Origin of the sequence: Verrucosispora sp. WMMD573, from assembly GCF_027497175.1 — a bacterium.
Classification (GTDB): domain Bacteria; phylum Actinomycetota; class Actinomycetes; order Mycobacteriales; family Micromonosporaceae; genus Micromonospora.
Window position 1 is genome coordinate 2,599,626 of the sequence record NZ_CP114901.1, and the last position, 23,474, is coordinate 2,623,099.

Annotated in this window: 20 protein-coding genes; 13 read left to right on the forward strand and 7 right to left on the reverse strand. The window is 70.7% G+C overall.

Annotated features, from left to right (window positions below; translation table 11 throughout):
• The first annotated feature begins 160 nt into the window (after nucleotides 1-160).
• The 5 genes from O7601_RS11920 to O7601_RS11940 all read left to right on the forward strand — a co-directional run bounded on the left by O7601_RS11920 (nucleotide 161) and on the right by O7601_RS11940 (nucleotide 7,386).
• Nucleotides 161-607: a nitroreductase family deazaflavin-dependent oxidoreductase gene (locus tag O7601_RS11920; RefSeq protein WP_281566232.1), complete on the forward strand. Its 447-nt coding sequence runs from the start codon at nucleotides 161-163 to the stop codon at nucleotides 605-607.
• Between the two features lie 194 nt (nucleotides 608-801).
• Nucleotides 802-2,259, forward strand: a complete 1,458-nt coding sequence (locus O7601_RS11925) for a DUF3375 domain-containing protein (protein ID WP_281566233.1) — start codon at nucleotides 802-804, stop codon at nucleotides 2,257-2,259.
• Nucleotides 2,259-2,852 carry a DUF4194 domain-containing protein gene (locus O7601_RS11930; protein ID WP_281566234.1) on the forward strand — a complete coding sequence of 198 codons (594 nt, stop codon included), beginning with the start codon at nucleotides 2,259-2,261 and terminating at the stop codon, nucleotides 2,850-2,852. Before O7601_RS11925 ends, O7601_RS11930 begins: the two co-directional genes overlap by 1 nt.
• Entirely contained in the window at nucleotides 2,849-6,208 is a 3,360-nt protein-coding gene (locus tag O7601_RS11935) for an SbcC/MukB-like Walker B domain-containing protein (RefSeq protein ID WP_281566235.1), read from the forward strand. The genes O7601_RS11930 and O7601_RS11935 overlap by 4 nt, the downstream gene beginning before the upstream one ends.
• Nucleotides 6,205-7,386 (forward strand): Wadjet anti-phage system protein JetD domain-containing protein, encoded by a 1,182-nt coding sequence (locus tag O7601_RS11940; protein ID WP_281566236.1) that lies wholly within the window; start codon nucleotides 6,205-6,207, stop codon nucleotides 7,384-7,386. Before O7601_RS11935 ends, O7601_RS11940 begins: the two co-directional genes overlap by 4 nt.
• 118 nt (nucleotides 7,387-7,504) lie before the next feature.
• On the opposite strand, the gene O7601_RS11945 is transcribed toward O7601_RS11940, so the two are convergent.
• Both O7601_RS11945 and O7601_RS11950 read right to left on the reverse strand, forming a co-directional pair.
• On the reverse strand, nucleotides 7,505-8,476 hold the full coding sequence (locus tag O7601_RS11945; protein WP_281566237.1) for a cellulose binding domain-containing protein: 972 nt from the start codon (nucleotides 8,474-8,476) through the stop codon (nucleotides 7,505-7,507).
• A gap of 160 nt (nucleotides 8,477-8,636) precedes the next feature.
• Nucleotides 8,637-8,957 (reverse strand): GYD domain-containing protein, encoded by a 321-nt coding sequence (locus O7601_RS11950; protein WP_281566238.1) that lies wholly within the window; start codon nucleotides 8,955-8,957, stop codon nucleotides 8,637-8,639.
• A 262-nt stretch (nucleotides 8,958-9,219) separates the two neighbouring features.
• On the opposite strand from O7601_RS11950, the gene O7601_RS11955 reads away from it, so the two are divergent.
• The 6 genes from O7601_RS11955 (at nucleotide 9,220) to O7601_RS11980 (ending at nucleotide 17,811) form a co-directional block, all read left to right on the forward strand.
• Nucleotides 9,220-10,830 (forward strand): DHA2 family efflux MFS transporter permease subunit, encoded by a 1,611-nt coding sequence (locus tag O7601_RS11955; protein ID WP_281566239.1) that lies wholly within the window; start codon nucleotides 9,220-9,222, stop codon nucleotides 10,828-10,830.
• 606 nt (nucleotides 10,831-11,436) lie between these two features.
• Entirely contained in the window at nucleotides 11,437-12,780 is a 1,344-nt protein-coding gene (locus O7601_RS11960) for an AAA domain-containing protein (RefSeq protein ID WP_281566240.1), read from the forward strand.
• 145 nt (nucleotides 12,781-12,925) lie between these two features.
• The gene (locus tag O7601_RS11965; protein ID WP_281566241.1) at nucleotides 12,926-13,588 is read left to right on the forward strand and encodes a hypothetical protein; all 663 of its coding nucleotides are present in this window, start codon (nucleotides 12,926-12,928) and stop codon (nucleotides 13,586-13,588) included.
• Between the two features lie 19 nt (nucleotides 13,589-13,607).
• Nucleotides 13,608-13,868 (forward strand): hypothetical protein, encoded by a 261-nt coding sequence (locus tag O7601_RS11970; RefSeq protein ID WP_093401959.1) that lies wholly within the window; start codon nucleotides 13,608-13,610, stop codon nucleotides 13,866-13,868.
• Between the two features lie 38 nt (nucleotides 13,869-13,906).
• Nucleotides 13,907-14,269 carry a hypothetical protein gene (locus tag O7601_RS11975; RefSeq protein ID WP_281566242.1) on the forward strand — a complete coding sequence of 121 codons (363 nt, stop codon included), beginning with the start codon at nucleotides 13,907-13,909 and terminating at the stop codon, nucleotides 14,267-14,269.
• Between the two features lie 47 nt (nucleotides 14,270-14,316).
• Nucleotides 14,317-17,811 carry an AAA family ATPase gene (locus O7601_RS11980; RefSeq protein ID WP_281566243.1) on the forward strand — a complete coding sequence of 1,165 codons (3,495 nt, stop codon included), beginning with the start codon at nucleotides 14,317-14,319 and terminating at the stop codon, nucleotides 17,809-17,811.
• 146 nt (nucleotides 17,812-17,957) lie between these two features.
• Here the strand turns inward: O7601_RS11980 and O7601_RS11985 are convergent, their stop codons facing one another.
• From O7601_RS11985 to O7601_RS11995, 3 genes are all read right to left on the reverse strand, one after another.
• Entirely contained in the window at nucleotides 17,958-18,815 is an 858-nt protein-coding gene (locus O7601_RS11985) for an ABC transporter permease (protein WP_281566244.1), read from the reverse strand.
• A complete protein-coding gene (locus O7601_RS11990) occupies nucleotides 18,812-19,828 on the reverse strand; it encodes an ATP-binding cassette domain-containing protein (protein WP_281566245.1) in 1,017 nt (338 codons plus the stop codon). The genes O7601_RS11985 and O7601_RS11990 overlap by 4 nt, the downstream gene beginning before the upstream one ends.
• A 275-nt stretch (nucleotides 19,829-20,103) precedes the next feature.
• Nucleotides 20,104-21,090 carry an aldo/keto reductase gene (locus O7601_RS11995; RefSeq protein WP_281566246.1) on the reverse strand — a complete coding sequence of 329 codons (987 nt, stop codon included), beginning with the start codon at nucleotides 21,088-21,090 and terminating at the stop codon, nucleotides 20,104-20,106.
• A 247-nt stretch (nucleotides 21,091-21,337) separates the two neighbouring features.
• On the opposite strand from O7601_RS11995, the gene O7601_RS12000 reads away from it, so the two are divergent.
• On the forward strand, nucleotides 21,338-21,544 hold the full coding sequence (locus O7601_RS12000; protein ID WP_281566247.1) for a hypothetical protein: 207 nt from the start codon (nucleotides 21,338-21,340) through the stop codon (nucleotides 21,542-21,544).
• 11 nt (nucleotides 21,545-21,555) lie between these two features.
• On the opposite strand, the gene O7601_RS12005 is transcribed toward O7601_RS12000, so the two are convergent.
• On the reverse strand, nucleotides 21,556-21,783 hold the full coding sequence (locus O7601_RS12005; RefSeq protein ID WP_281566248.1) for a Rho termination factor N-terminal domain-containing protein: 228 nt from the start codon (nucleotides 21,781-21,783) through the stop codon (nucleotides 21,556-21,558).
• Between the two features lie 76 nt (nucleotides 21,784-21,859).
• Nucleotides 21,860-22,792: an AAA family ATPase gene (locus O7601_RS12010; RefSeq protein WP_281566249.1), complete on the reverse strand. Its 933-nt coding sequence runs from the start codon at nucleotides 22,790-22,792 to the stop codon at nucleotides 21,860-21,862.
• Between the two features lie 100 nt (nucleotides 22,793-22,892).
• Between O7601_RS12010 and O7601_RS12015 the strand changes: the two genes are divergently transcribed.
• The gene (locus O7601_RS12015; protein WP_281566250.1) at nucleotides 22,893-23,393 is read left to right on the forward strand and encodes a helix-turn-helix domain-containing protein; all 501 of its coding nucleotides are present in this window, start codon (nucleotides 22,893-22,895) and stop codon (nucleotides 23,391-23,393) included.
• Nucleotides 23,394-23,474: the final 81 nt, after the last annotated feature.

Sequence of the window (23,474 nt, forward strand, 5' to 3'; positions counted from 1 at the left end):
CACAGATCTTGCACTTTTGGTCGGCGAGATGACCGGGATCTTGGTGTTTGCCTCGACAGAAACTGCAAGATCGACGTGGGGTCACCTTGCCGACGCGATCAGCCTTGACAGTCGGCGGTTGCGCGGGGCGGCGTCCATAGAGGTCGCGTAGGTTGGGGACATGGGATTGAGCGGTGATTACGAGCCGAGCGCGTTGGAGTGGGTCCGCGAGCAGGTCGAGCGGATCGTGCGTACCGGCACGACCGACGGCGTCACGATCGCCGGCCGGCCCATCGTGCTGATGACCTACCGGGGTGCCAAGACCGGCAAGCTCCGCAAGACGCCGGTGATGCGGGTCGAGCACGAGGGACACTATGCGGCCGTCGCCTCGATGGGTGGCGCACCCAAGAACCCGCAGTGGTACGCCGCCCTGGTCGCCGATCCGGTGATCGAGCTTCAGGACGGGACAAAGACAGGGGATTACCGGGCCCGTGAGGTGTTCGGCGACGAGAAGGCCGTCTGGTGGCGCCGGGCGGTCGAGGCGTACCCGGACTATGCCGACTACCAGCGCAAGACCGACCGTCAGATCCCCGTCTTCATCCTCGAACCAACCGCTACCAACCCCTGAGCAGACCCACCCCCGCTTCTTGTAGCAATCTTGGGCAGCTTGTGCCCCTGGAAGGGCGCTCCGGGTCCAAGATTCACTTTGGTAATAGCGCGACGGGGTGGGGTGGGAGGTTGGGAGTGATGTGCGGGGTTGTTCGTGGCGGGCTTTAGCATGGGCGGCGGTTGAGGTGGGCGGTCAGGTGTGGGCATGGGGCGGTGACGAGCGAGTTCGACGAGGTTGAGTGGCTGCGCCGTAACAACGCGGCGTGGCGGTTGTTGCGTGCCGATCATGCCGCGCTCGTGCTGAGCTTTCTGGGGCGGGTCTTCGTCGACGAGAACGTACGCTCCATCTCCGGCGTCGAGCTGGCCGCGCGGCTGTCCGACGAGCTGTTCGCGCTCAACGAGCGGCACGGTGCCGGCACGTTCCCGCGAACCGCCAAGGCGTACCTGGACGACTGGGCGCAGCCGGAGGTGGGCTGGCTGCGGAAGTACTATCCGCCCGACTCGGACGAGGTGCACTTCGACGCGACGCCAGCGGTGGAGCGGGCGTTGTCGTGGGTGCAGTCGTTGCAGGACCGGTCGTTCGTCGGCACCGAGTCCCGGCTGAACATCGTGCTGGAGCTGCTGCGCCAGATGGCCTACGGCGCGGAGACCGACCCGGATGCCCGGCTGGCGGAGTTGCAGGCGCGCCGCGACGCGATCGACGCCGAGATCGCCAAGGTACGCGGCGGGCAGGTGGAGGTGCTCGACGGTGCCGCGCAGCGGGATCGCTACCAGCAGTTCGTGTCGACGGCGCGCGGGCTGCTCGCCGACTTCCGTGAGGTCGAGGCGAACTTCCGCTCGCTCGATCGGGCGCTGCGGGAGAAGATCGCCACCTGGAGCGGCTCGAAGGGTGAACTGCTCGACGAGGTGGTCGGCAACCGGCACGCCATCGCCGACTCCGACCAGGGGCGCAGCTTCCACGCCTTCTATGATTTTCTGCTGTCTCCGCAACGCCAGCAGGAGTTCACCGACCTGCTCGCCCGGGTGCAGTCGCTCGACGTCATCGCTGAGGCGGATCCGCGCATGCGGCGCATCCACTACGACTGGCTCGACGCGGCGGAGCGCACCCAGGCGACGGTACGGCTGCTGTCGGAGCAGCTGCGCCGGTTCCTCGACGACCAGGTGTGGCTGGAGAACCGGCGGGTGATGGACCTGCTGCGCGGTATCGAGGCGCATGCGTTGGCGCTGCGCGACCAGCCCACCAACGACCTGGTTTTTGCGCTCGACGCGCCCGCCCCGCAGGTGGTGCTGCCGATGGAGCGCCCGCTGTACCGGCCCCGGGCGAAGCAGACCCTGGACAGCACGGTCGACACCGGCGAGACGGACATCGACGTATCCCGGCTCTTCGAGCAGGTGCACGTCGACCCGGCCCGGCTGACCGACGCGGTACGCGGAGCCCTGCGCCGCAGCTCTCAGGTGTCCCTGCCGGACGTGCTGGTCGACCGCCCGTTGGAGCAGGGTCTGGCGGAGCTGGTGACGTACCTGTCGCTGCGCGACCCGGGATTCGACGTGGTCTTCGACGACGGCCGGCGCGACCAGGTGCGGTGGTGCGACCCCGACGGCCGGATGCGAACCGCGCTCCTGCCCGCCGTCTCTTTCGTCCGCCGGGTGCCCGTGCCGCAGGAGGTGTGATGGCCACGACCAGAAGCGAGGAGCCGAGTCTCTCGGTGGCCGCCGCCCACCTGATGAAGGGTGTCATCTACCGCGACACGCATCCGGTGCCGTGGCATCACCTGACGCAGTTGCAGGCACAGGTCCGCGACTACGTCACCGTGCTCGGCCTCACCGTCGTCATCGACGAGGCCGAGGGGTACGCGTTTCTGCGCTCCCAGCCCGGCGACGACGAGACGCAGCCGGCCATTCCCCGGCTCATCCCGCGCCGGGCGTTGTCGTTCCACGCCAGCCTGCTGCTGGCGTTGCTGCGCAAGAAGCTCGCCGAGTTCGACGCCAGCAACGCCGACACCCGGCTGGTGCTGACCCGGCAGCAGATCGTGGACCTGTGCGCGGTCTTCCTGCCAACCTCGACCAGCGAGGCTCGGCTGATCGACCAGATCGACAGCCACCTCAACAAGATCGTAGAGCTCGGCTTCCTGCGCCGCATCGACGACACCGAGGCGACGTACGAGGTGCGGCGCATCATCAAGGCGTTCGTCGACGCGCAGTGGCTGGCGGACTTCGACGCCCGGCTGGCCGAGTACGCCGCCGAACTGGAGACGACCCGATGACCGCAGAGAGCGGGTTCCGCCTCAGCCGGCTGGAGCTGCACAACTGGGGCACGTTCGACGGCCGGGTCTGGGCGCTGCACCTCGACGGGGCCAACGCCCTGCTCACCGGGGACATCGGCTCCGGCAAGTCCACTGTCGTCGACGCCATCACCACGCTGCTGCTGCCGGCGAACCGGATCTCGTACAACAAGGCGGCCGGCGCCGACAGCCGGGAGCGCTCGCTGCGCTCCTACGTGTTGGGGCACTACAAGTCGGAGCGCAACGAGAAGACCGGTGCCTCGGAGCCGGTCGGCCTGCGCCGCGGCTCCTGCTACTCGGTGCTGCTCGGTGTCTTCGTCGAGCCGGCCAGCGGGGCGGCGGCCAGCCTGGCGCAGGTGTTCTGGTTGCACGACGGTAACCCGGGCCAGCCGGAGCGCTTCTACCTGACCGCCGGCCAGGAGTTGACCATCGCGGATGATTTCGCCGACTTCGGCTCTGAGATCGGCCAGCTCAAGCGGCGGCTGCGCCAGTCCGGCGCGAAGGTGTACGACCACTTCCCCGAGTACGGCCGGGACTTCCGCCGCCGCCTCGGCATCGCCTCGGACCAGGCGATGGAGCTGTTCCACCAGACCGTGTCGATGAAGGCGGTAGGTGACCTCAACGACTTCGTCCGCCAGCACATGCTGGAGCCGTTCGACACCGGCGGCTGGATCCGTCGCCTCGTCGAGCACTTTCAGGATCTGACCAAGGCCCACGAGGCGGTGGTCAAGGCCCGCCAACAGTTGGCCGCGCTCAAACCGCTGCTCGACGCCTGCGACGCCTACGACACCTACGGTCAGGCCATCGGCGAGCTGGACGCGAAGCGGGAGGCCCTGCCGTACTTCTGCGCGCGCGGCAAGGCCGAACTGTACGCTGCCCGGGCTGCCGCGCACACCGCCGAGCTCGCCGAACTGCACGGGCAGCTGGCCGCGACCGGGACGACGCTTACCGAGTTGGGGGCCGAGCGGCAACGCCTGGAGCTCGAACGCGCCGGGCACGGCGGTGACCGGATCGCCGAGCTGGAACGACAGATCGCCGACGCCGAGGGCACCCGCGACGAACGGCGCCGCCGCTCCGACCGGTTCGGTGGCCTGCTGGCCGACGCCGGCCTCGCGCCGGTGGAGACGATCGAGCAGTTCACCGCCCGGCAACGGGAGATCACCGACGAGCTGACCGGTGCCGAGGAGCATCGCGCCGCCCTGCAGAACGAGCTGACCGACGCCGCGGTGCGGGTGCGGGAGCTGGAGCAGCAGGAGAGCGAGGTGAACGCCGAGCTGCGCAGCCTCCAGGAGCGGCGCAGCAACATCCCCCGGCGCAACCTCGACCTACGATCACGCATCTGTGCCGAGTTGGAACTGCCCGAGGCGGCGTTGCCGTTCGCGGGCGAGCTGATCCAGGTCCGGGCGGACGCCGCCGACTGGGAGGGAGCGGCGGAGCGGCTACTGCGCGGCTTCGCGCTGTCGATCCTGGTGCCCGACGAGCATTACCCGACCGTGGCCGGCTGGGTCGACCGGCACCACCTCGGCGGCCGACTCGTCTACTACCGGGTGCCGGCGACCGTGCCCCGGCAGGCGGAGCCGCTGCCCGCCGATGCCGGGCGGCAGCTCTTCGCCAAGCTGGAGTTGAAGGAGTCGCCGTTGCGGCCCTGGCTGGAACGGCAGCTGCGCCGCCGCGCCGGCTACGAGTGCGTGCAGACGGTCGAGGAGTTCCGTCGCGCCGAGCGGGCGATCACCAGAGCCGGCCAGGTCAAGGACGCCGGCGGGCGGCACGAGAAGGACGACCGCAGCCACATCGACGACCGCAGCACGTACGTGTTGGGCTGGAGCATCGAGTCGAAGATCGACGCGTTGCTGGCCAAGGCGCGGGTACTCACTCATGACAAGGGTCGGGCGGTGAGCGACCGGGACGCGGTCGTCGACCGGCTCGACGCCCTCAACCGCCGGCTCGGCGTGCTGGGCAAGCTCGCCGAAGCCACCGATTTCGCCGACGTCGACTGGCAGTCCTCCGCCCGGCGGGTGCAGGCGTTGCGCCAGGAGAAGCAGCAGCTCGAAGGCGCGTCCCAAGAGTTGGAGCGGATCACCGCTCGGCTGAACGCGGTGCTGGAGGAGATCGACGCCCGCAGCGCCGAACGCGACGCCCTACAGCGCCGGATCGCCCAGACCGACGTACATCTGGAACAGGCCACGCACGGCCAGCGTGACGCCGAGGCGCTGCTGCGGGAGCCGGCGGCGCGCGACGCGGAACGCTGGTTCGCGGCCATCGCCGAGCTGGCCGGGGAGACCCCGCTGTCCAGCCCGCAGGAGTACGACCGGTTGCGCGGCACCGCCGAGGCGCAGTTCACCAGGGAGCGCGACGAGTCGGCCCGGCGGTCGGCGCTGGCCAGCAACCGGGCGGTACGGGCCATGGAGGACTTCCGCAACACCTACCCGGTGGAGGCCGCCGAGCTGGACAGCTCCATCCAGTCCGCGCCGGAGTACCGGACGATGCACGAGCGGTTGGTCCGCGACGACCTGCCGCGGTTCGAGAACGAGTTCAAGACGTACCTGAACACCAACACCATCCGCGACATCGCCGGTTTCCACTCCCAGCTGCACAAGCAGGCCGATCTCATCCGGGAACGGATCGACACGATCAACAGGTCCCTCGTGGACATCGACTACAACAACGGCCGGTACATCCGGTTGGAGGGCAACCGCACTCCCAATGTGGAGATCCGCGACTTCATCAGCGACCTGCGCGCCTGTACCGAGAACTCGCTCGCGCGCGACGACGCCGACCAGTACTCGGAGCAGAAGTTCCTCCAGGTCAAGCAGCTCATCGAACGCTTCAGGGGCCGGCCGGGGTTCACCGACATCGACAAGGCTTGGGCGCGGCGGGTGACCGACGTGCGCAACTGGTTCGTCTTCTCCGCCTCCGAGCGGTGGCGCGAGGACGACAGCGAGCACGAGACCTACAGCGACTCCGGCGGCAAGTCCGGTGGGCAGAAGGAGAAACTCGCCTACACCATTCTCGCCGCGTCGCTGGCGTACCAGTTCAAGCTGGACCTGACCACCGACCGCGACCAGAGTTTCCGCTTCGTGGTCATCGACGAGGCGTTCGGCCGTGGCTCCGACGAGTCGACCCGGTTCGCGCTCGCGCTGTTTCAGCGGCTCGGATTGCAGCTGCTGATCGTCACTCCGTTGCAGAAGATCCACATTATCGAGCCGTACGTCTCGGCCGTCGGCTTCGTCGACAACCCCAGCGGCAGCAATTCGCGGCTGCGCAGTCTCAGCATTGAGGAGTACCTCCACCAGCGCGAGACGCACCAGCTCGCCCACCTGGTCACTGTCGGGGAATGACAGTGCCGGCTACGCGCTGGTCCACCCCGACAGACCTCGTCGCGAAGCTGCGGCGTCGGTGGAACTCCGGCGAGCTGCTCACCGCGTACGCGCGGCAGCGGTGGGAGCCGATCGTCGTGCCGCTGCGCGCGCCCACCGCCGTCGAGCTGGCCGAGAACTTCGGTGCCGCCCAGGACTGGCTCGCCGCGTGGCAGGCCGTCGACCCGACCCTGGTCCGTCTGGAGTGGAAACGCGTCGGCGGGCGGCTCGTCGGCAGCAACGAGGTGCCGCATCGGGCCGTCATCGACAGTGCCGACCGGGTGTGGGCCCTACTGCGGGTGAAGCGGCAGGTGGAGACGTTCCTGCGGCTGGTCGAGGCCACCCGGTCCAGCGTGCCCGGCCTGGTCGAGTTGATGATCGCCGAACCGATCAAGGTGCTGGACCACGAGCCGAGTTGGCCCCGCCTGGTCGACGTCGTCCGCTGGATCGACCGCCACCCCGGCACCGAGCGTTATGTGCGGCAGATCGACGTGCCCGGGGTCGACACCAAGTTCATCGAGCAGCACCGGGGCGTCCTGGCCCAGCTGCTGGACCGGCAGTTGGCACCCGAACGGGTCGACTCGGCGCAACCGCCGGCCCGGTTCGCCGAGCGGTACCGGTTCCGCACCAAGCCGGCGTACGTGCGGCTGCGGGCCCTCGCCCGGCCTGCGCCGGCGGCGCTCGGTCCGTTCAGCGAGGTGACCGTACGCGTCGACGAGCTGGCCGCCTGCCCGCTCGACGCCGTACGGGTGCTCGTCGTGGAGAACGAGACCACCTACCTCGCGCTTCCGCCGGTCCCCGACACGGTCGCGGTCTTCGGCGGCGGCTACGCGGTGCGCGCCCTGGCACCGCTGGCCTGGCTGCACGACCGGGAGCTGACCTACTGGGGTGACATCGACACCCACGGGTTCGCCATTCTCGACCGGCTTCGCCAGGTGTTTCCGCACACCGCGTCGACGCTCATGGACGCCGACACGCTGCTGCGGCACCGGGCCCACTGGGGCCGGGAGGCCACTCCGGCCAAGGCGGAGCTGACCCACCTGACGCCCGCCGAGTCCCAGGTGCACCACGATCTGATCGCAGACCACTACGCACCCGCCCTGCGATTGGAACAGGAACGAATCCGATTCAGCGCCGTGAAGCAAGCGCTGACAGGCTAATCCGTCGCCCCCCCGCTGTCACGCCCCACAGATCTTGCACTTTCGGTCGGCGGAATGATCGGGCTGCATGCTTTTGTCCCGACAGGAAGTGCAAGATCACCGCGCGGCATCGCTTGGCTCACGCGTATGTGTCGCCGTACTCGCGGATGTCGTTGACGTCGAGGGTGATCCGGCTGTTGTCGGCCCACTCGCCGGTGGCGTGCTGCCAGCTGGGGTCGTCGCGTTCGTCGATCGCGGACCAGTTTGGCCGGTGGTGGCGGAGGTAGATGGGGCCGGTCGAGGCGCCGGGGGCCAGTTGCCCGGCGGTGAAGGTCAGTTCGATCCAGCCGGGGATCGGGGTGCCGGGCGGTGGGAAGACCGTCGGAGTGGGCGTCGGGGTCGGCGGCAGCGGCGACGTGGTCGTCGCGGGGGCCATTGACAATCCCGAGGCGGACGGCGATGGCGCAGCCGGCGGTGGCGTACCCGGCGGGCCTGGCGGCAGGGGCGGTGGGAAGAACTGGATGTGGTGTTGCACGTTGGCGCAGCCGATCGCCGCCCAGTCGCAGTTGGTGGTCAGCGAGGTGTTCCCGCCCTCGAACGTCAGGTGGTAGCGGATCCGCACGTCCGCCAGGTCGAGCGGGGTGGTGCCCGTGTTGACGACCCGGAGGACGTGCTGGATCTGGTTGTCTGTCGGTGACCAGCTCAGGTTCCGGTAGCTGACCCGTGCCTTCCCGTAGGCGGTGCGCACCGGGGTCACGGGCGAGTCGAGGGAGTACCCGGTGTCGGCGTACGCCCAGACGGTGAGCCGATACTGGGTGCCCGGCGCGAGATCGGTGAGGGTGAGGTCGGTGCCGGTGGTGGTGCCGAGGCTGCGGTACACGTTGGGGCCCAGCCACGCTCGGATCTCGTGCCGGATCGCCGTTCCGCCCGGCTCGCCGATCCAGGTCGACGGTGCCCAGGTCAGGGTGAGCCGGTGTGGCTCGTTGGCCACCACGACCGGTGCGCCGGGAGTGGTCAACACCGGATCGTCCGCCGCGTGGGCGACGGCGGTACCGGAGAGCCCGAGCACGATGCCGAGGACGGCGACCAGGGTGACCCCACGAGCACGCATAGTGCGCATGCTAGAGGTCGACATGCATCTCTATCAATGGCCCAGTTCGGCGGGACTCGATCCTGTCCCGCGTTGCGGGATGTCGGGCTTTCTGATGCGCAGGAGGCCGCGAGATGCCGCATCTCGTGTTGGGTGGCAGCTCACACCGGGCCTGGTCAGGTCACGCGGCCGGTGGCTGGTAGGTGATGGGGAGTCGGACGGCGGCGTCGATCTCGGCGGTGGTGAGCAGCGGCACGATCCGGGCGTCGACGCCGCCTGCCGCCCGTACGGCGATGCCGAGTGCCGCGGCGGTCACGTTGTTCGGCACGTCGCAGAGCACGTAAAGGTCGAACTGGCCGAACGCGTAGTACAGCGCCTCGACCTGCCCACCGGCGTTCTCGATCAGGGCCCTGACGACCTCGGCCCGCGCCGTGCCGCCGTCCTTGGCCAACCCGGCCATGCCCGGGATCGTGTAGATCGCTGTGACCAGGTACTTCGCCACGCTGGCACCACCTCTCCCGTCGTCTGCCCGGCCCTCACCGCGTGCCGCGCCTACCCGTTTCCCGTCCGGTCACGCCTGGCGGCGCAGAGTCACCGTGGCCGTGCTCACAGAAAGCTCTGCTGGTCGCTAAACGGGCGGCGAAGTGTCGTTGGCGGGGGCTACTGTGCCGTGCGGGCTTCACCACCGCCGTCGCGCCGGCCAGTGGCGCCACGTCGGCCACCACCGCTCGTCCTCCCGGACAGTTCCGACAACAGGAGACCTCGTGACACAGCAATCCGTCGCGGCACCGCAGCCTGTCCCAACTTCGGACAAGCTCGACGCCGCGGTACTCAAGGTGGCCGGCGTCGTCGTGCTTGGTGCGCTCATGTCGATCCTCGACGTGACGGTGGTAAGCGTCGCCCTGCCGACGTTCCAGAGCGAGTTCGACGCCTCGTACGCCCGGGTCGCCTGGACGATGACCGGCTACACGCTCGCGCTGGCCACGGTGATTCCGCTCAGCGGGTGGGCCGCGGACCGGTTCGGCACCAAACGCCTCTACATGATGGCGCTGGCGCTGTTCACCATCGGCTCGGGCCTGTGCGCCACCGCCGACACGATCGGCGAGTTGATCACGTACCGGGTCTTGCAGGGTCTTGGCGGCGGCATGCTCATGCCGATCGGCATGGCGATCATGACGCGGGCGGCCGGGCCGAACCGGATCGGCCGGCTGATGGCGGTGCTCGGCATCCCGATGCTGCTCGGGCCGATCGGCGGCCCGATCCTGGGCGGCTGGCTGATCGACGTGGCGAGCTGGCACTGGATCTTCCTGATCAACCTGCCGATCGGCATCGTCGCGCTGGTGTACGCCCAGCTGGCTCTCCCGAAGGACAGCCCGCAGCCCTCCGAGTCGTTCGACTTCGTCGGCATGCTGATGCTCTCGCCGGGCCTGGCCCTCTTCCTTTACGGCGTCTCCACGCTGCCCGAGGCCGGTACCTTCGCCGATGCCGAGGTGTGGGGCCCGATGCTGATCGGTGCCGCACTGGTGGTGGCGTTCGTCCTCTACTCGTTCAAGCCTCAGCACCCGCTGCTCGACCTGCGGCTGTTCCGCAATCGCAGGCTGACCATCGCGGCGTTGACCATGTTCGTCTTCATCATCGCCTTCATGGGTGCCGGTCTGCTGTTCCCGAGCTACTTCCTCCAGGTACGCGGTGAGTCGACGCTGCACGCCGGCCTGCTGATGGCCCCGCAGGGCATCGGTGCCATGGTCACCATGCCGATCGCCGGCATGCTCGCCGACAAGGTGCCGGTCGGCCGGACGGTGCCGTTCGCGCTGCTGCTCATCCTCGCCGGGTTCTTCACCTTCACCCAGCTCGACGCGGACACCTCGTACGTGCTGCTCTGCGGCTCGCTGTTCGTGATGGGCCTGGGCATGGGCGGCACGATGATGCCGGTGATGACGTCGGCACTGAAGACGCTGACCGGGCACGAAGTGGCCCGAGGTTCCACGCTTGTGAACATCCTCCAGCAGATCGGCGGCTCCGTCGGCGCCGCGGTGATGTCGGTGATCCTCACCAACGAGTTGAACGGCTCCCGGCAGATCCCCGGCCTCACCGACGAGGCCGGCAACCCGGTCACCGAGGCCGGCCTGGCCATCGCCGCCCAGCAGCGGCCGGAGCTGGCGCAGCAGCTGCCCGACCCGTCACTCATCGAGCGTGGGCTGGACTTCGCCGCCAACTCCTTCGCCACCACCTTGTGGGTGGCGTTCGCCCTGGTGGCGGCGACGTTCATCCCGGCCGCGTTCCTGCCCAGGCGGCGGGAACGGTCCCACCTGCTCGACGACCAGCCCGGGGATCAGCCGGGCGACCAGCCGAAGGTCCCGGTCATCGTTCACTGACCGCTTCGCCCGTCTCGACGGAGCCGGCCCGCTCGGGTCGGCTCCGCTTCGGCGTTACCGACCCACAGCTTGGCCCGCAGCTTGCGGCATGTCGGGTCTTCCGGGCCGGGGGAAGCCCCGACATGCCGCATATCGCGCGGGGCGCTCGGCGTCCGACGGGCGGGGCGGCGTTCGGCGTAGGGCGGGCGAGGCGGCGCTCGGCGTCCGACGGGCGGGACGGCGTTCGGCGTCCGACGGGCGGGGCGGCGTTCGGCGTAGGGCGGGCGAGGCGGCGTTCGGCGTCCGACGGGCGGGACGGCGTTCGGCGTCCGACGGGCGGGGCGGCGCTCGGCGTCGGGCGGGCGGGGCGGCGTTCGGCCTCGGGGCGGGCACGAGGGCGTTTTTGGCGTCGCCCCTCGCGGCTTGCGGCATGTGGGGGCTTCCGGGTGCCCGGAGGCCCCGAGATGCCGCAAGCCGCGAGGGGCGCGGGGCGGTACGGCCGCAAGCCGTGAGCGTCGCGGGGCGGTGGGGCCGAGCGCAGGTAGCGAGTTCCAGCGGCACTCCGGGCCACGGCGGCCATCCGATGCCGCATCTCGTCAGCGCTATCGGGCCGGTAGGGTGCGGTCGGTGGGGGAGATCGGGCTGACGCCGGAGCTGGCGGTGCCGCCGCCGGTAGCGGCCGAGCGGGTGATCACTGCCGTGCTGGCCGACCTGCGGTCGGGCGAGCATCGGGGCGTGGTGGTCGACTCGCCGCCAGGTGCCGGCAAGTCGACCCTGGTGGTGAGGGCCGCCATCGAGCTGGCGGGTACCGGTGCGCCGTTGATGGTCATTGCGCAGACGAATGAGCAGGTCGATGACCTGATCGACCGGCTCGCCACCAAGGCGCCGCAGCTGCGCGTCGGGCGGCTCTCCGCAGGCGACTACCGGGCGTCGCCCCGGGTGCGGGCGCACCCGCAGGTCCGGGTCGCCGCGAAGGTTGGCGACCTGGCCGCCTCGGCCGTGGTCATCGGTACGGCCGCCAAGTGGGCGACGGTCACCGAGGGCTGTTGGCCGTGGGCGATCGTGGACGAGGCGTACCAGATGCGCTCGGACGCCCTGCTGCGCGTGGCCGGCAGGTTCGAGCGGGCCCTGTTCGTGGGTGATCCGGGGCAGCTCGACCCATTCTCCACTGTGGAAGGCGGCCGGTGGGCGGGGTTGACCTGGGATCCGATGCAGTCGGCGGTGGCGGTGTTGCTGCGGCACAACCCGCACCTGCCGGTGCACCGGCTGCCGGTCTCCTGGCGGCTGCCGGCCTCGGCGGCCCCGATCGTCTCCCGCGCCTTCTACCCGTTCACCGGCTTCCGTTCCGGCACCGGCCCGGACGATCGCTCCCTGCACCTGACCGAGTCCGGGTCGGGTGACGCCGTCGACCGGGCGGTGGAGTCGGCCGCCGCCACCGGCTGGGCGCTGTACGAGCTGCCGGCCCGGCACACTCTGCGTACCGACGGGGAAGCTGCCGCCGCGTGCGCCGCGCTCGCGCTGCGGGTGCTGCGGCGCGGGGCGGTCGCGGTCGCCGAGCAGGCGCCCGGTGGCGCGCCGGTCACCGCGGACCGGATCGCCGTCGGCGCCGCCCACCGCGACCAGGTCGCGGCCATCCGGGCGCGGCTCGGCGAGGCCGGTGCGGACGTCACCGTCGACACCGCCAACCGCCTCCAGGGCCGGGAGTACGACGTGACGATCGTGTTGCATCCGCTCTCCGGCCGGCGCGACGCGACCGCCTTCCACCTGGAATCGGGGCGGCTCTGCGTGCTCACCTCCCGGCACCGGCACGCCTGCCTGGTGGTGGCCCGGGCCGGCATCGGCGAACTGCTGGACGCCCACCCCTCGACCGAGGCGCCGCAACTGGATGTGCCGGTCCGGTTCCCCGACGGCTGGGAGGCCAACCAGGCCATTCTCGCCCACCTCGCCGCGGTGCCCCAGCCGCCGGCCTGACCAGCGGCGACGACATGCAGCATGAACGGATTCACGCCGTCGTCGATCACCGGGATTCGTGTCGGCGTCCCGATACAACGGCGATTCAGATGATCTGCCGCCGTCTATAGCGTGGGATGCCTAGGCCGTCGGAGAAAGGCGGACCATGACATCCCCATCTGTTTCGTTGTCCCGGCGCAGGCTGCTCGCCGGCACCGTGGTCGCCTCGGCCGCAGCCGTCACCGCAACCGTCGCCGCCTCGCCCGCTGCGGCGGCCGGCCCGGTCCACCCGGCAGCACCGGCGGTCGTCCGCCACGGGATCGCCACCGCACGACTGGCCGCACCGGCGGCCCTGCAACCGGACCTGCACGAGCGGCTGGGCGTCTGGCTGGCGTTCTGGTCGGCGAACTCACCGCATCGCTGGAGCGTCCCCGTCGAGGTGGTCGGTACGGCCGACGCCGCCGGGGCGACGTTCACCCTGCGCGCCATCCGGGTGGTGCTGGAGGACCGGCCGCTCGACGCGTTCCGCGCCGGCCGAGGCGACCGGACGCACCTGGGCACCCTGGCCAGCCTGCATCACCACTGCGGCCAGGTGAGCGTCGCCGCCGATGGTGGGCTGCGCGTGGTCGACGCGGCGGCCGGGTTCACCGGCGCACCCGAGCAGGTCGCCTTCGCGGTCGCGGCCTGCCGCGAGCTGTGGGGCGTGCGTACCGCCGGTGCCAACACGTGGCACCACCAGGTGGGCCGCCTCGACGCCGTCTCCCGTTCCGGCTGGGCGGCCTTCACCAGGGCGGCACTTCGGCGCGGGCTACGTACGGACACCTACTGAACGAACCGGAGGAAACACCATGGCACGCCACGAGTTCCGCTTCGTGGTCGACGGCGTCGACCTCACATCCGAGCAGCAGAGCCAGATTGCCGGTGAGATCCAGAAGGCTGGCCTGGCCGCGCTCTCGGTCGCCGGCACCAAACTCAGCAATCCACTCGCCCTCGGCCACGCCAACCTGCGGCTGCGGCCCGAGTGGTACGGCCTGTGGGTGATCGACGGTCCGTTCGCCCAGGACCTCGGTGAGAAGATCAACGACATCGGCTTCTGGTTGCAGAAGTGACCGGACCGCCGCAGGGACCGGCTCCGTCGGGGGAGCGGATGTGCCCGAGTACGCCCGCGGGCAACGCCACGGTGTTCCTCGGCATGATCACCCCGGCGGGCCGGGTCGCGTACGTGACCCCGGCCCTGCCCGCCGAGGTGGCCGTCGCCGCAGCGACGTCGGACGCCCCGGTGGAGGCCCGCTACCGACTCGCCGGTCCCTGCGTCACCAGCCAGTGCGGCTTCTGGACCGGTGATCACTGCGGGCTCGGCGAACGCCTCGTCGCGTCGTACGCGCAGACCGTCGGCGAACCGGAGGTGGAACTGCCCCGCTGTGCCATCCGGCGCACCTGCCGCTGGTTCGCCGAACAGGGACCGGCCGCCTGCGCCGCCTGCGCCCACGTGGTCACCGACGCCCGCTGAGCCGCGACGCCCCGGCGTGTCGGTCCGGTCGGCTACCGTCGGTTGCCATGGGCGTGCAGGCGGGTGGATTCATGATCGGGCGGGATCATCCGGCCGCTCTGTTGCGGGCCGAGGTCGACCGGGCCACCGCCAGCCACGGCGGGCTGGTGCTGGTCGCCGGGGAGCCCGGCATCGGCAAGACGACCCTGGTGACCGCCGCAGCCGACGAGGCCCGTCGACGGGGCGCACTGGTGCTTGGTGGCGCCTGCTGGGATTCGGCGAGCGCCCCCGGATTCTGGCCCTGGACGCAGGTGTTGCGCCGGCTGCGCCGGTCGCCGGAGGACTGGGCGCTCGCCAGGGAATCCGCCGAGCCGGCGCTCGCCCTGCTGCTCGGTGAGGCGAGTTCCCTCGCGCCGGGCACCGCTCGCGCCGCGACGAGTTCCCCGGTGCCGGACATCGCGCACGCCGAGGCGGCCCCCTTGATGCCGGCCAGCGTCGCCGACGAGGGCGATGCGGCGGAGCAGGAAGCCTTCGCCCTCTACGACGCGGTCACCACCGCGCTGGTCGCCGTCTCGCAGCGCCGGCCGGTCATGGTGATCCTCGACGACCTGCACTGGGCCGACGCGGCGTCGATGCGGCTACTGCGGTTCGCCGCGCAGCACACCTGGTTCGAGCGGCTGCTGCTCGTCGGCACCTACCGCGACGCCGAGGTGGAGGCCGCCGACCATCCACTGCGGCCGCTGCTGATGTCACTGGTGGCCAAGGCCACCACGATCAGCCTCGCCGGCCTGACCCGCGACGAGGTCGGCGAGCTGATGACCCGCACCGCCGGCCGGGTGCCCGATGCGAACTGCGTCGACGACGTACACCGACGCACCGGCGGAAACCCCTTCTTCGTGGAGCAGACCGCCCGGCTCTGGCACGCCGACGGCGGGCTGGCGGCCATTCCTCCCGGCGTACGGGAGGTGGTGCGGCGGCGGCTGGATCACCTGCCCGCCATGGTGGCCGAGGCGCTCACCGTCGCCGCCGTGCTGGGGCGGGAGTTCCACGGCGAGGTCCTCGCGGCCGGTGTCGGCCTGCCGCCGACCCGGGTCGATGAGTTGCTGGCGGTCGCGGTCACCGCGCGACTGCTGTTCGGCCTGGGTGACGGCCGCTACGCCTTCGTGCATGACCTGGTCCGCGAGACGCTCTACGACGCGCTGACCGAGGACGACCGCAGGGCGCGGCACGCCGCCGTGGTGCGGGCCGTCGAGCAGCACGAAACGCTGGACCGGTTGCTGATCCCGGCGGATGTCGCCCGCCACGCGTGGCTGGCCGGTGCGCACCTGGAGGCGTTCCGCGTCACCGAGTTGCTGCTCGACGCGGCGCGGGACGCCCGGTGCCGGCTGGCGCTGGAGGAGTCCACCGTGCACCTCCGGCGGGCGCTGGAGGTGGCCCGGGACGACCTTCAGCGGGTAAAGATCATGACGGCGTTGACCGACCAGCTCTTTCACTGTGGCGCCCGCGAGGAGGCTCGCCAACTGCTCAGCGACGCCACGGCGTTGGCCCTGACGGTCGACGACCAGGCGACGCTGGCCCGCTTCGCGCTCAACGTACGTCGCCACTGGCAGCTCGAGCCGATACCCGGCATCGACGGCGAGGCGCTGCTGAGGGAGGCGTACCGGCGGCTGATCGGCGAGCCCGACGACACCGCCGGGCCGGCGGTCCTCGAAGCAGACCTGATCACCGCCACCGAGACGCTCGCCCGGTCGACGCGCGACGACGAGGCGCTCACCTTCAGCCTCTGGGTGCGGCACGACTCCACCTGGGGGTTGGGCACCGCCACCGACCGGGCCGCCCTGACCGGCGAGATCCGCGACGTCGCGCGTCGCGGCGGCGACCGGGAAACCGAGCTGTGGTCCACCTCCCTGCGCTGGGTGGCGTTGCTGGAACTCGGCGATCCGCGCTATCTCGACGAACTGACCGCCTTCGTCACCGGCGGACGACAGACCGGCAAGCCTCGGCACCAGATGGCGGCAGCCATCGACGGCGGCATAATCGGCGCCTTCCGCGGCGACTTCGCCGGGGCGGAAAACTGCTACGCCGAGCTCGGTGAGCTGGACGACTGGGAGCACGCCGACCATGCCTTTCTCGGCCACCATCTGCGCTGGGCGTTGCAGCTGCTGCGGGGCCGGCTCGACGACGCCGACGCACTGCTCGACGGGCTCGCCGCGAAAGATCATCCGCATCTCGGCCTGCTGCGGGCGATCACCGCCGCCGAACGCGGCGACCACCGGGCGGCGGCCGACCTCACCGCGGAACTCGAAGCGGCGGGTACTCGGATCACCGGGTCGATCTCGCCGCTGTGGTTGCGGTTGCGCGCGCAGGCCACGGTCGGCGACCCGAGCCGCTGCGCCGAAGTCCGTGCGGCGCTGCTGCCGTACCGGGGCCAGTGGCTCGTCTCGCTGTACGGCTGCGACGTCAGCGGCCCGGTCGATCATTGGCTCGCCGTGGTCGACGCCGTGGAGCAACGCTGGGACGACGCCGTAGCCGGTTCCTCCGCCGCCCGCGCCGCCGCTGACCGGATGGGTGCCCGCCCCTGGTCGCTGATCGCCCGGGCCGCACTCGCCGACGCCTTGGACGCCCGTGGTGGCCCGGGAGACGCCACGAGCGCCGCCGCGCTGCGCGTCGAGACCGAGCGCGAGGCCCGCGAACTCGACATGCCGCAGATCCTGGCCCGACTCGCCGCCGCCCCGGCCTTGCCAGCCGTCGAGCAACCCGAACGGCACGCCGCGACGCTCCCGGCCGCCGGCCCCGCGACGGCGGGCTCTGTGGCGGCGGGCTCTGTGGCGGCGGGCTCTGCGAAGGCGGGCTCCGTGGCGGCGGGCTCTGTGGCGGCCGACGGGGCGGTGGCAGGGACAGCGGCGGGGTTGGCGGCTGGCCCGGCGTGGACGGCCGCAGCCGGGTGGGGGCCGGGCGGGTCGGCTATGGGGTCGGCACCGGTAGGGACGGCCGGCAACGGTGGTGCGGTGGGACCGGCGTACGAGTTCCGGCGCGACGGAGCCGTCTGGCGGCTCACCTTCGACGGCGGCACGGTTCATCTACCCGATGCCAAGGGGCTGCACGACCTGCGACTCCTGCTCGGCCGCCCGGGGGCCGACGTGCCCGCGGTCGAGCTGCTCGATCCGGCTGCCGGGCCGGAACTTGTCGCTGCCCGTCGGATGAGCGGAGATCAGGTGCTCGACGACGAGGCGAAGAACCGCTACCGGCGCCACCTGGCACGGCTCGACGACGAGATCGACCTGGCGGCCGGGCGCGGTGACGAGCGCAGGGTTGTGGCGTTGGACAATGAGCGGCAGGCATTGATCGACCAGTTGAAGGCTGCCGCTGGGCTGGCCGGTCGTACTCGTCGGCTGGGTGACGAGGCGGAACGGGCCCGCAAGACGGTCACCGCCCGTATCCGCGACACCCTACGGCGTCTTGACGAACGGCACCCACCCCTCGCCATCCACCTGCGAGCCACGATCTCCACCGGCGCCGCCTGCCGCTACCTCCCACCCACCCCCCTCCCCTGGCACCTCTAACCCCACCCGCCCCTGCCCCACCTCGCCTGTCCAATAAGTTTGATCATGAGGTTAGCGGCGTATTCGATCTCTACGAGTGCCGCTAACCTCATGATCAACGGGGCTATTCAGGGGGCGGGTGGGGGCAGGGGGATGGGGTGGGTGGGTTAGCGGCGGTTGTAGCGGTACATGGTCAGGGTGCCGAAGACCACGATGAAGGCGGCGCTCCAGAGCATGATCCACATCATCGCCGAGGCGTCGGTGGTGCCGGCCATGGCCGCGCGTACCGACGACACCAGGTGGGTGATCGGGTTGGCCTTGACGAACGCCTGGAGCCAGCCGGGCATGGTGGACGGGTCGACGAAGACGTTGCTCAGGAACGTCAGCGGGAACAGCACCATCATGCTGACCCCCATCACCGACTTCTCGCTGCGCAGGACCAGCCCGAAGAACGTCCACACCCAGGAGAACGCGAAGGAGAAGACCACCAGCAGGCCGATCCCGGCGAGGACGCCGATCACGCCCCCGTCGGGGCGGAAGCCGAGCACCAGCCCGACGCCGAGGATCACCAGCGCGGCGAGGACGTAGCGCAGCACGTCGCCGACGATCATGCCGACCAGCGCGGCAGGTCGCCAGACCGGCAGCGTCCGGAACCGGTCGAAGACCCCTTTCTCGATGTCGGTGTTCAACCCGACCCCGGTGTACATCGTGATCATCACGACGCTGGTCACCATGATGCCCGGCAGGAAGAACTGCAAATAGTCACGGGGGCTGTCGGCGAGCGCGCCACCGAACAGGTACGTGAACATCAGCACCATGATGATCGGGAACGCGGTCACGTCGAACAGTTGCTCCGGCACGTGCTTGATCTTCAGCAGGGCGCGCCAGCTGAAGGTGAGCGACGCCGACAGCGGGCTCGGCCGGGGCGGTCGCGCGCCCGGTGCGAGGACCGTCGCGAGCGCCTCGGAGGAGGGTACGAAGACCGTCGGCGCGCGGCCGGTCGAGGTGGCGGTGTCGCTGCTCATCGGGCTGCCTCCAGCTCGTCGTCCCGTTCGTCGGTGGCCGCACCGGCGGGGTGGTCGGTCAGGGCCAGGAAGACCTCGTCCAGGCTCGGCTGGCCGAGGGAGAAGTCGTCGACCACGATCCCGGCCCGGGACAGCTCGCCCAGTGCCCGGGCGGCCTGCGCGCTGGCGTCCAGTTCGCTGCCGTCGCCACCGACACGGGCAGTGATCGCCACCGGGTCGGCCTCCAGCTGGACCGGCACGCTCAGCGTCGCCTGCAACAACCGCTCAGCCTCGGGCCGCTGGTCGGCGTTGCGCAGCCGCAGGTGAACCGTGCCGGAGCCGACCGATGACTTCAGCTCGCCCGGGGTGCCCTCCGCGATCACCCGGCCGTGGTCGACCACCGCGATCCGGCTCGCCAGTTTGTCGGCCTCGTCCAGGTACTGCGTGGTCAGCAGCACGGTGGTGCCGTGCGCGACGACGGCCCGGACGATCTCCCACACCTGGTTACGGCTGCGTGGGTCCAACCCGGTGGTCGGCTCGTCGAGGAAGAGCAGATCCGGGGTGTTGAGGATGCTCGCCGCGATGTCGATGCGTCGCCGCATGCCGCCCGAGTACTTCTTCACCTGCCGTCCGGCCGCCTCGGTCAGCCCGAACGCGGTAAGCAACTGCTCCGCCCGTTGCCGGGCGGCGGACTTGGGCAACCCGAGCAGCCGGCCGAGCAGGATTAGGTTCTCCGTGCCGGTCAGGTCCTCGTCCACCGAGGCGTACTGGCCGGTCAGGCTGACCCGGGCGCGTACCGCGTCGGCCTCGCCGACCACGTCGTGACCGAACACCCGGGCCTGCCCGCCGTCCGGGCGCAACAGGGTGGCCAGTACGCGTACCGCTGTGGTCTTGCCGGCCCCGTTCGGACCGAGCAGTCCGTACACGGCGCCGGCCGGAACCTGGAGGTCGATGCCGGCGAGCGCGCGGGTCTCGCCGAACGACCGGGTCAGACCCTCGGCCTCGATGGCGAGGCCGGTGGTGCGTCTACTCATGATTGCGAAGTTTCCTTCCATTCGTCACGCCGATGAGCCAGGCCGCCGGGACCCAGCGCCCCACCACACCCCACGGGTACGACAGAATGCTCCTCCCTGTGACCACCCGCCAGCTACAACGACACCGGCCGGCGGGAGTCGTCGGCTCAACCCAGAGGCGCGAGACAGCGGACGGCCGCCGCTAGATCAGATCTAGCGGCGGCCGTCCCGACGCCCGCGGCACCGGTCCGCGCGCCACCCACCCGCAGTGCGGCCAGCCGCGCTGCCGGCCCCCGTTACCAGGCGGTGTCGAGCCGGTGCCGTTGCTCGGGCGTGAGTTCCAGGTCCACGGCGGCGAGGCTCTCGTTCAACTGCGCCACCGAGGAGACTCCCACCAGCGGGATGGTGGGAACGTCGCCGTCGAGCAGCCAGGCCAGCACCACCTGGTTGGCCGTCGCGCCGGTCTGCGCCGCCACCTCGCGGAGCGCGGCCAGCCGCACCGGGGCGCTCGGCAGGTCGTACCCCGGCCCCAGCGGCTTGTCGTCGCGGACGTAGGCGCCCCACAGCAGTGACCCGTACGACACCAGGGTCAGGCCAGGCTCGGCCCGCAGGTAGCTGACCAGTTCGCCACCGACCGCGCCCACGTTGCCGTCGGGGTCGAGGTCGGTCGGGCCGTCCAGTCGGGCCGGCAGGTAGCTGCGGTGGTACTGGAGTACCTCGTACCCGGGCAGGCCGGCCGCGGCGGCCAGTGCTCGGGCGCGCTCCACCCGCCAGGTGCGGTGGTTGCTCGCGCCGAGCAGCCCCACGGTGCCCTCGGCGACCAACTCGGCGAAACCCTCCACGGTCTCCCGTAGCGGCACCCGGTGATCCTCGATGTGGGCGTAGAGCAGGTCCAGCCGGTTCATGCCGAGACGTTCCCGGCTGCGTTCGGCGGACTCCCGGATCACCTTGGCCGACAGCCCTTCCGGGTTGTCCAGGTAGCTGGTGCCGGGGGCCAGTGGCCGGGCGCCGAGCTTCGTGGCGATGACGATCTCGTCGCCGACGCCCCGGCTGCGCCGCCACCGACCGAGCAACTCCTCGCTCTCGCCGCCCTGCCCGCCGGTCATCCAGAACGCGTAGTTGTCCGACGTGTCGATGAAGGTGCCGCCGACCTCGACGAACCGGTCGAGGATCGCGTAGGCGGTGGCCTCGTCGGTCTTCGTGCCGAACAGCATCGCCCCGAGGCTGAGCACGCTGACCTCGCGCCGGGTACGCGGGTCGCTGCCGATCGTGCGGTACCGCATGGAAACTCCTCTCGCGCGTCCGAACCGATGGACGCGGCACCAGCCTGCGTCTTCGAGCGCACTCGAGGTCAACCCCTCGACCCTGCCCACTTGGCCGAAGGTCCATCGACGGTGGCACCTGAACCCGGTGCGCATCGGCAGTCCTACCCATACGGTGTGTTCCTGCCCGATGTCACTGAGTAGAGGAGTCGCCGGTGCCGCAGCTGCCGGACCTGCCATGCGGCTTGGAGTACGCGGCACTCACTCGATGGTGCGGTGGGCCGCGGAGCACGAACGGTTCGAGCGGGTCGTGCTGGTGCGCTTGACCAGCCGCCGGGAGCGGGCGTTGCGTAACCCGTACCGGGCCCTGCTCGACCGGGCACCGACGGCCCGTACCGCCGAGCGGACCGTGATCGGCCGTCAGGCCACCGGTGGCAGCGGCCGGCCACGCCAGGCGGTGCGGACCGGCGGCTGAGCTGCGCCGGATCAGCGGCGGCGCAGCGCGGAGGAGGTGAGGCGGTAGCCGATGGTGTGCTCGACCAGCCGTTCGACCAGGTCGGCCTTGCGCAACCCGGCGACGCCGCGCAATCCCAGCTCCGTGGCCAGGTCGCGCAGGTCGCGGAGCGGCCAGGGGGAGAGGTACGCGGTACCGTCGGCGCGGCTGGTCATCGTCGCCAACCGGTCGACGGCGTCGGTCACGCCCCGGCTGGTCATGCCGGCCCTCCGCTGCGCTGCGGACCGCCACGAGGCACCAAGACGCAGAGTTGATGATTCGCTCGCTGGCGCTCGCTCATGCCGGCTGCCGGTCCGGCTGGAGGTGGTCGAGGAACTCGGTGGCCAGGCGACGCAGCTCGTCGCGGACGGCGGGCACCGTGACGCGGTCGCGCAGCACCACCGGCACGCCGCGCGGGGTGTTCGTCGCGTAGAGCGTGACGTTCTCCCGCAGGGCGGTGGGGAAGACCGGCAGACCCAGGTTGCGGACCTGGTCCATGTAGCTCTGGTGGGTGGCGATGGGCTGCTGGGACAGCAACTGGATCATCGTGAAGACCACGCCGGCCACGCCGGGAGCGACCTTCTGGTGCCGACGTACGGTGGCGAATCGGCGGGCGTCGGCGTTGTACTGCTCGACCAGCTCCCGCACGTTGCCGTGCAGGTAGTCGATGCCGAGCGTGGACAGGTAGTCGGCCCGGGCCGGAATGACCAGGTGGTCGCTGGCGATGATGGCCGACTGGGTGACCACGTTGAAGTTCGGCGGACAGTCGATCAGCACCATGTCGTACGGGTCGAGCCCGTCGGCGAGCAACCCTTCGGCGAGCGAACCACGGACCCGGAACAGTTCGGCGTCGTACTCCTCGCCACCGGCGACGCTGCGGGCCAGGGCCAGATCGATGTCCACCAGTTGCAGATGTGAGGCGATGAGGTCGAGCCGGCCGGCGCCGCTGAGCCGGGCGTTCGCCGGGCCGGGCGAGACCACAAGCTCACCGAGGGTGACCGACGGGCCGCCCTCGCGCAGGCCGTCGTACCAGCGTTTCACCGTCCGGGTGTCGCGCAGCCGCTCCCGCCAGTCGTCCGGGTCGTAGAAACCGAAGGTCAGACTTGCCTGCGGATCGAGGTCGATGAGCAGCACCTTCATCCCCCGGTTGGCCAGTTCGGCACCGAGGTTGGCGGTCACCGTGGTCTTGCCGACCCCACCCTTGTAGTTGATCACGGACACGACGTACATCGACGTACCTCCCCAAGACGACTGACGGTAGCGGGCCGTCCGGCGCAAAGTCGATCATCCTCCGTTTGCACGTAACTACGTAAGTTCGTACTATCGCATCATGGCGAGTGTGGAGGAGCGGTTGGCGGCGCTGGAGGAACAGGTCGCCGGTCTGGTGGAGCGGCTCGACGGCGCGGACCGCCCGACGCCGCCGGAGGGGGTCTTCTGGGCGCTCGACGGGCTGAAGCAGCGACTTGCCGGCGACGGTGCCGGCGGCGTGCTCTACACCGGCACCGTCCGCCTCGACGGGCAGCACTACGACTGGCAGTACGGCCGGGGAGTGGAGGATCTGCTGGCCGACGACTGGGCCGACCTGCCGGCCGTCCTGTCCGCCCTGGCCCACCCGGTACGCCTGCGCCTGTTGCGGGAGATCCTCGGCGGCCGGCAGGCCACCGCCGAGCTGGCCGGGATCGAGGATCTCGGCACCACCGGCCAACTGCACCACCACCTGCGCCAGCTCACCGCCGCCGGCTGGCTGCGCAGCGTCGGCCGGGGCCGGTACGCCATCCCCGCCGAGCGGGTGGTGTCGCTGCTGGCCATCCTCACCGCCGCCGGTCGTTGACCGCACCTCCGTCATCACCCGTCCGCAGACCCCAGCGGGCCACGCCCAGCCGGATCGGGGATCGGTGCGGCCCTCGCCTCC

Coding starts and splice junctions, on each gene's coding strand:
- O7601_RS11920 (WP_281566232.1), top strand. CDS start 161: ATGGGATTGAGCGGTGATTACGAGCCGAGCGCGTTGGAGTGGGTCCGC.
- O7601_RS11930 (WP_281566234.1), top strand. CDS start 2,259: ATGGCCACGACCAGAAGCGAGGAGCCGAGTCTCTCGGTGGCCGCCGCC.
- O7601_RS11935 (WP_281566235.1), top strand. CDS start 2,849: ATGACCGCAGAGAGCGGGTTCCGCCTCAGCCGGCTGGAGCTGCACAAC.
- O7601_RS11940 (WP_281566236.1), top strand. CDS start 6,205: ATGACAGTGCCGGCTACGCGCTGGTCCACCCCGACAGACCTCGTCGCG.
- O7601_RS11945 (WP_281566237.1), bottom strand. CDS start 8,476: ATGCGTGCTCGTGGGGTCACCCTGGTCGCCGTCCTCGGCATCGTGCTC.
- O7601_RS11965 (WP_281566241.1), top strand. CDS start 12,926: ATGACATCCCCATCTGTTTCGTTGTCCCGGCGCAGGCTGCTCGCCGGC.
- O7601_RS11970 (WP_093401959.1), top strand. CDS start 13,608: ATGGCACGCCACGAGTTCCGCTTCGTGGTCGACGGCGTCGACCTCACA.
- O7601_RS11975 (WP_281566242.1), top strand. CDS start 13,907: ATGTGCCCGAGTACGCCCGCGGGCAACGCCACGGTGTTCCTCGGCATG.
- O7601_RS11980 (WP_281566243.1), top strand. CDS start 14,317: ATGGGCGTGCAGGCGGGTGGATTCATGATCGGGCGGGATCATCCGGCC.
- O7601_RS11985 (WP_281566244.1), bottom strand. CDS start 18,815: ATGAGCAGCGACACCGCCACCTCGACCGGCCGCGCGCCGACGGTCTTC.
- O7601_RS11990 (WP_281566245.1), bottom strand. CDS start 19,828: ATGAGTAGACGCACCACCGGCCTCGCCATCGAGGCCGAGGGTCTGACC.
- O7601_RS11995 (WP_281566246.1), bottom strand. CDS start 21,090: ATGCGGTACCGCACGATCGGCAGCGACCCGCGTACCCGGCGCGAGGTC.
- O7601_RS12000 (WP_281566247.1), top strand. CDS start 21,338: ATGGTGCGGTGGGCCGCGGAGCACGAACGGTTCGAGCGGGTCGTGCTG.
- O7601_RS12005 (WP_281566248.1), bottom strand. CDS start 21,783: ATGACCAGCCGGGGCGTGACCGACGCCGTCGACCGGTTGGCGACGATG.
- O7601_RS12010 (WP_281566249.1), bottom strand. CDS start 22,792: ATGTACGTCGTGTCCGTGATCAACTACAAGGGTGGGGTCGGCAAGACC.
- O7601_RS12015 (WP_281566250.1), top strand. CDS start 22,893: ATGGCGAGTGTGGAGGAGCGGTTGGCGGCGCTGGAGGAACAGGTCGCC.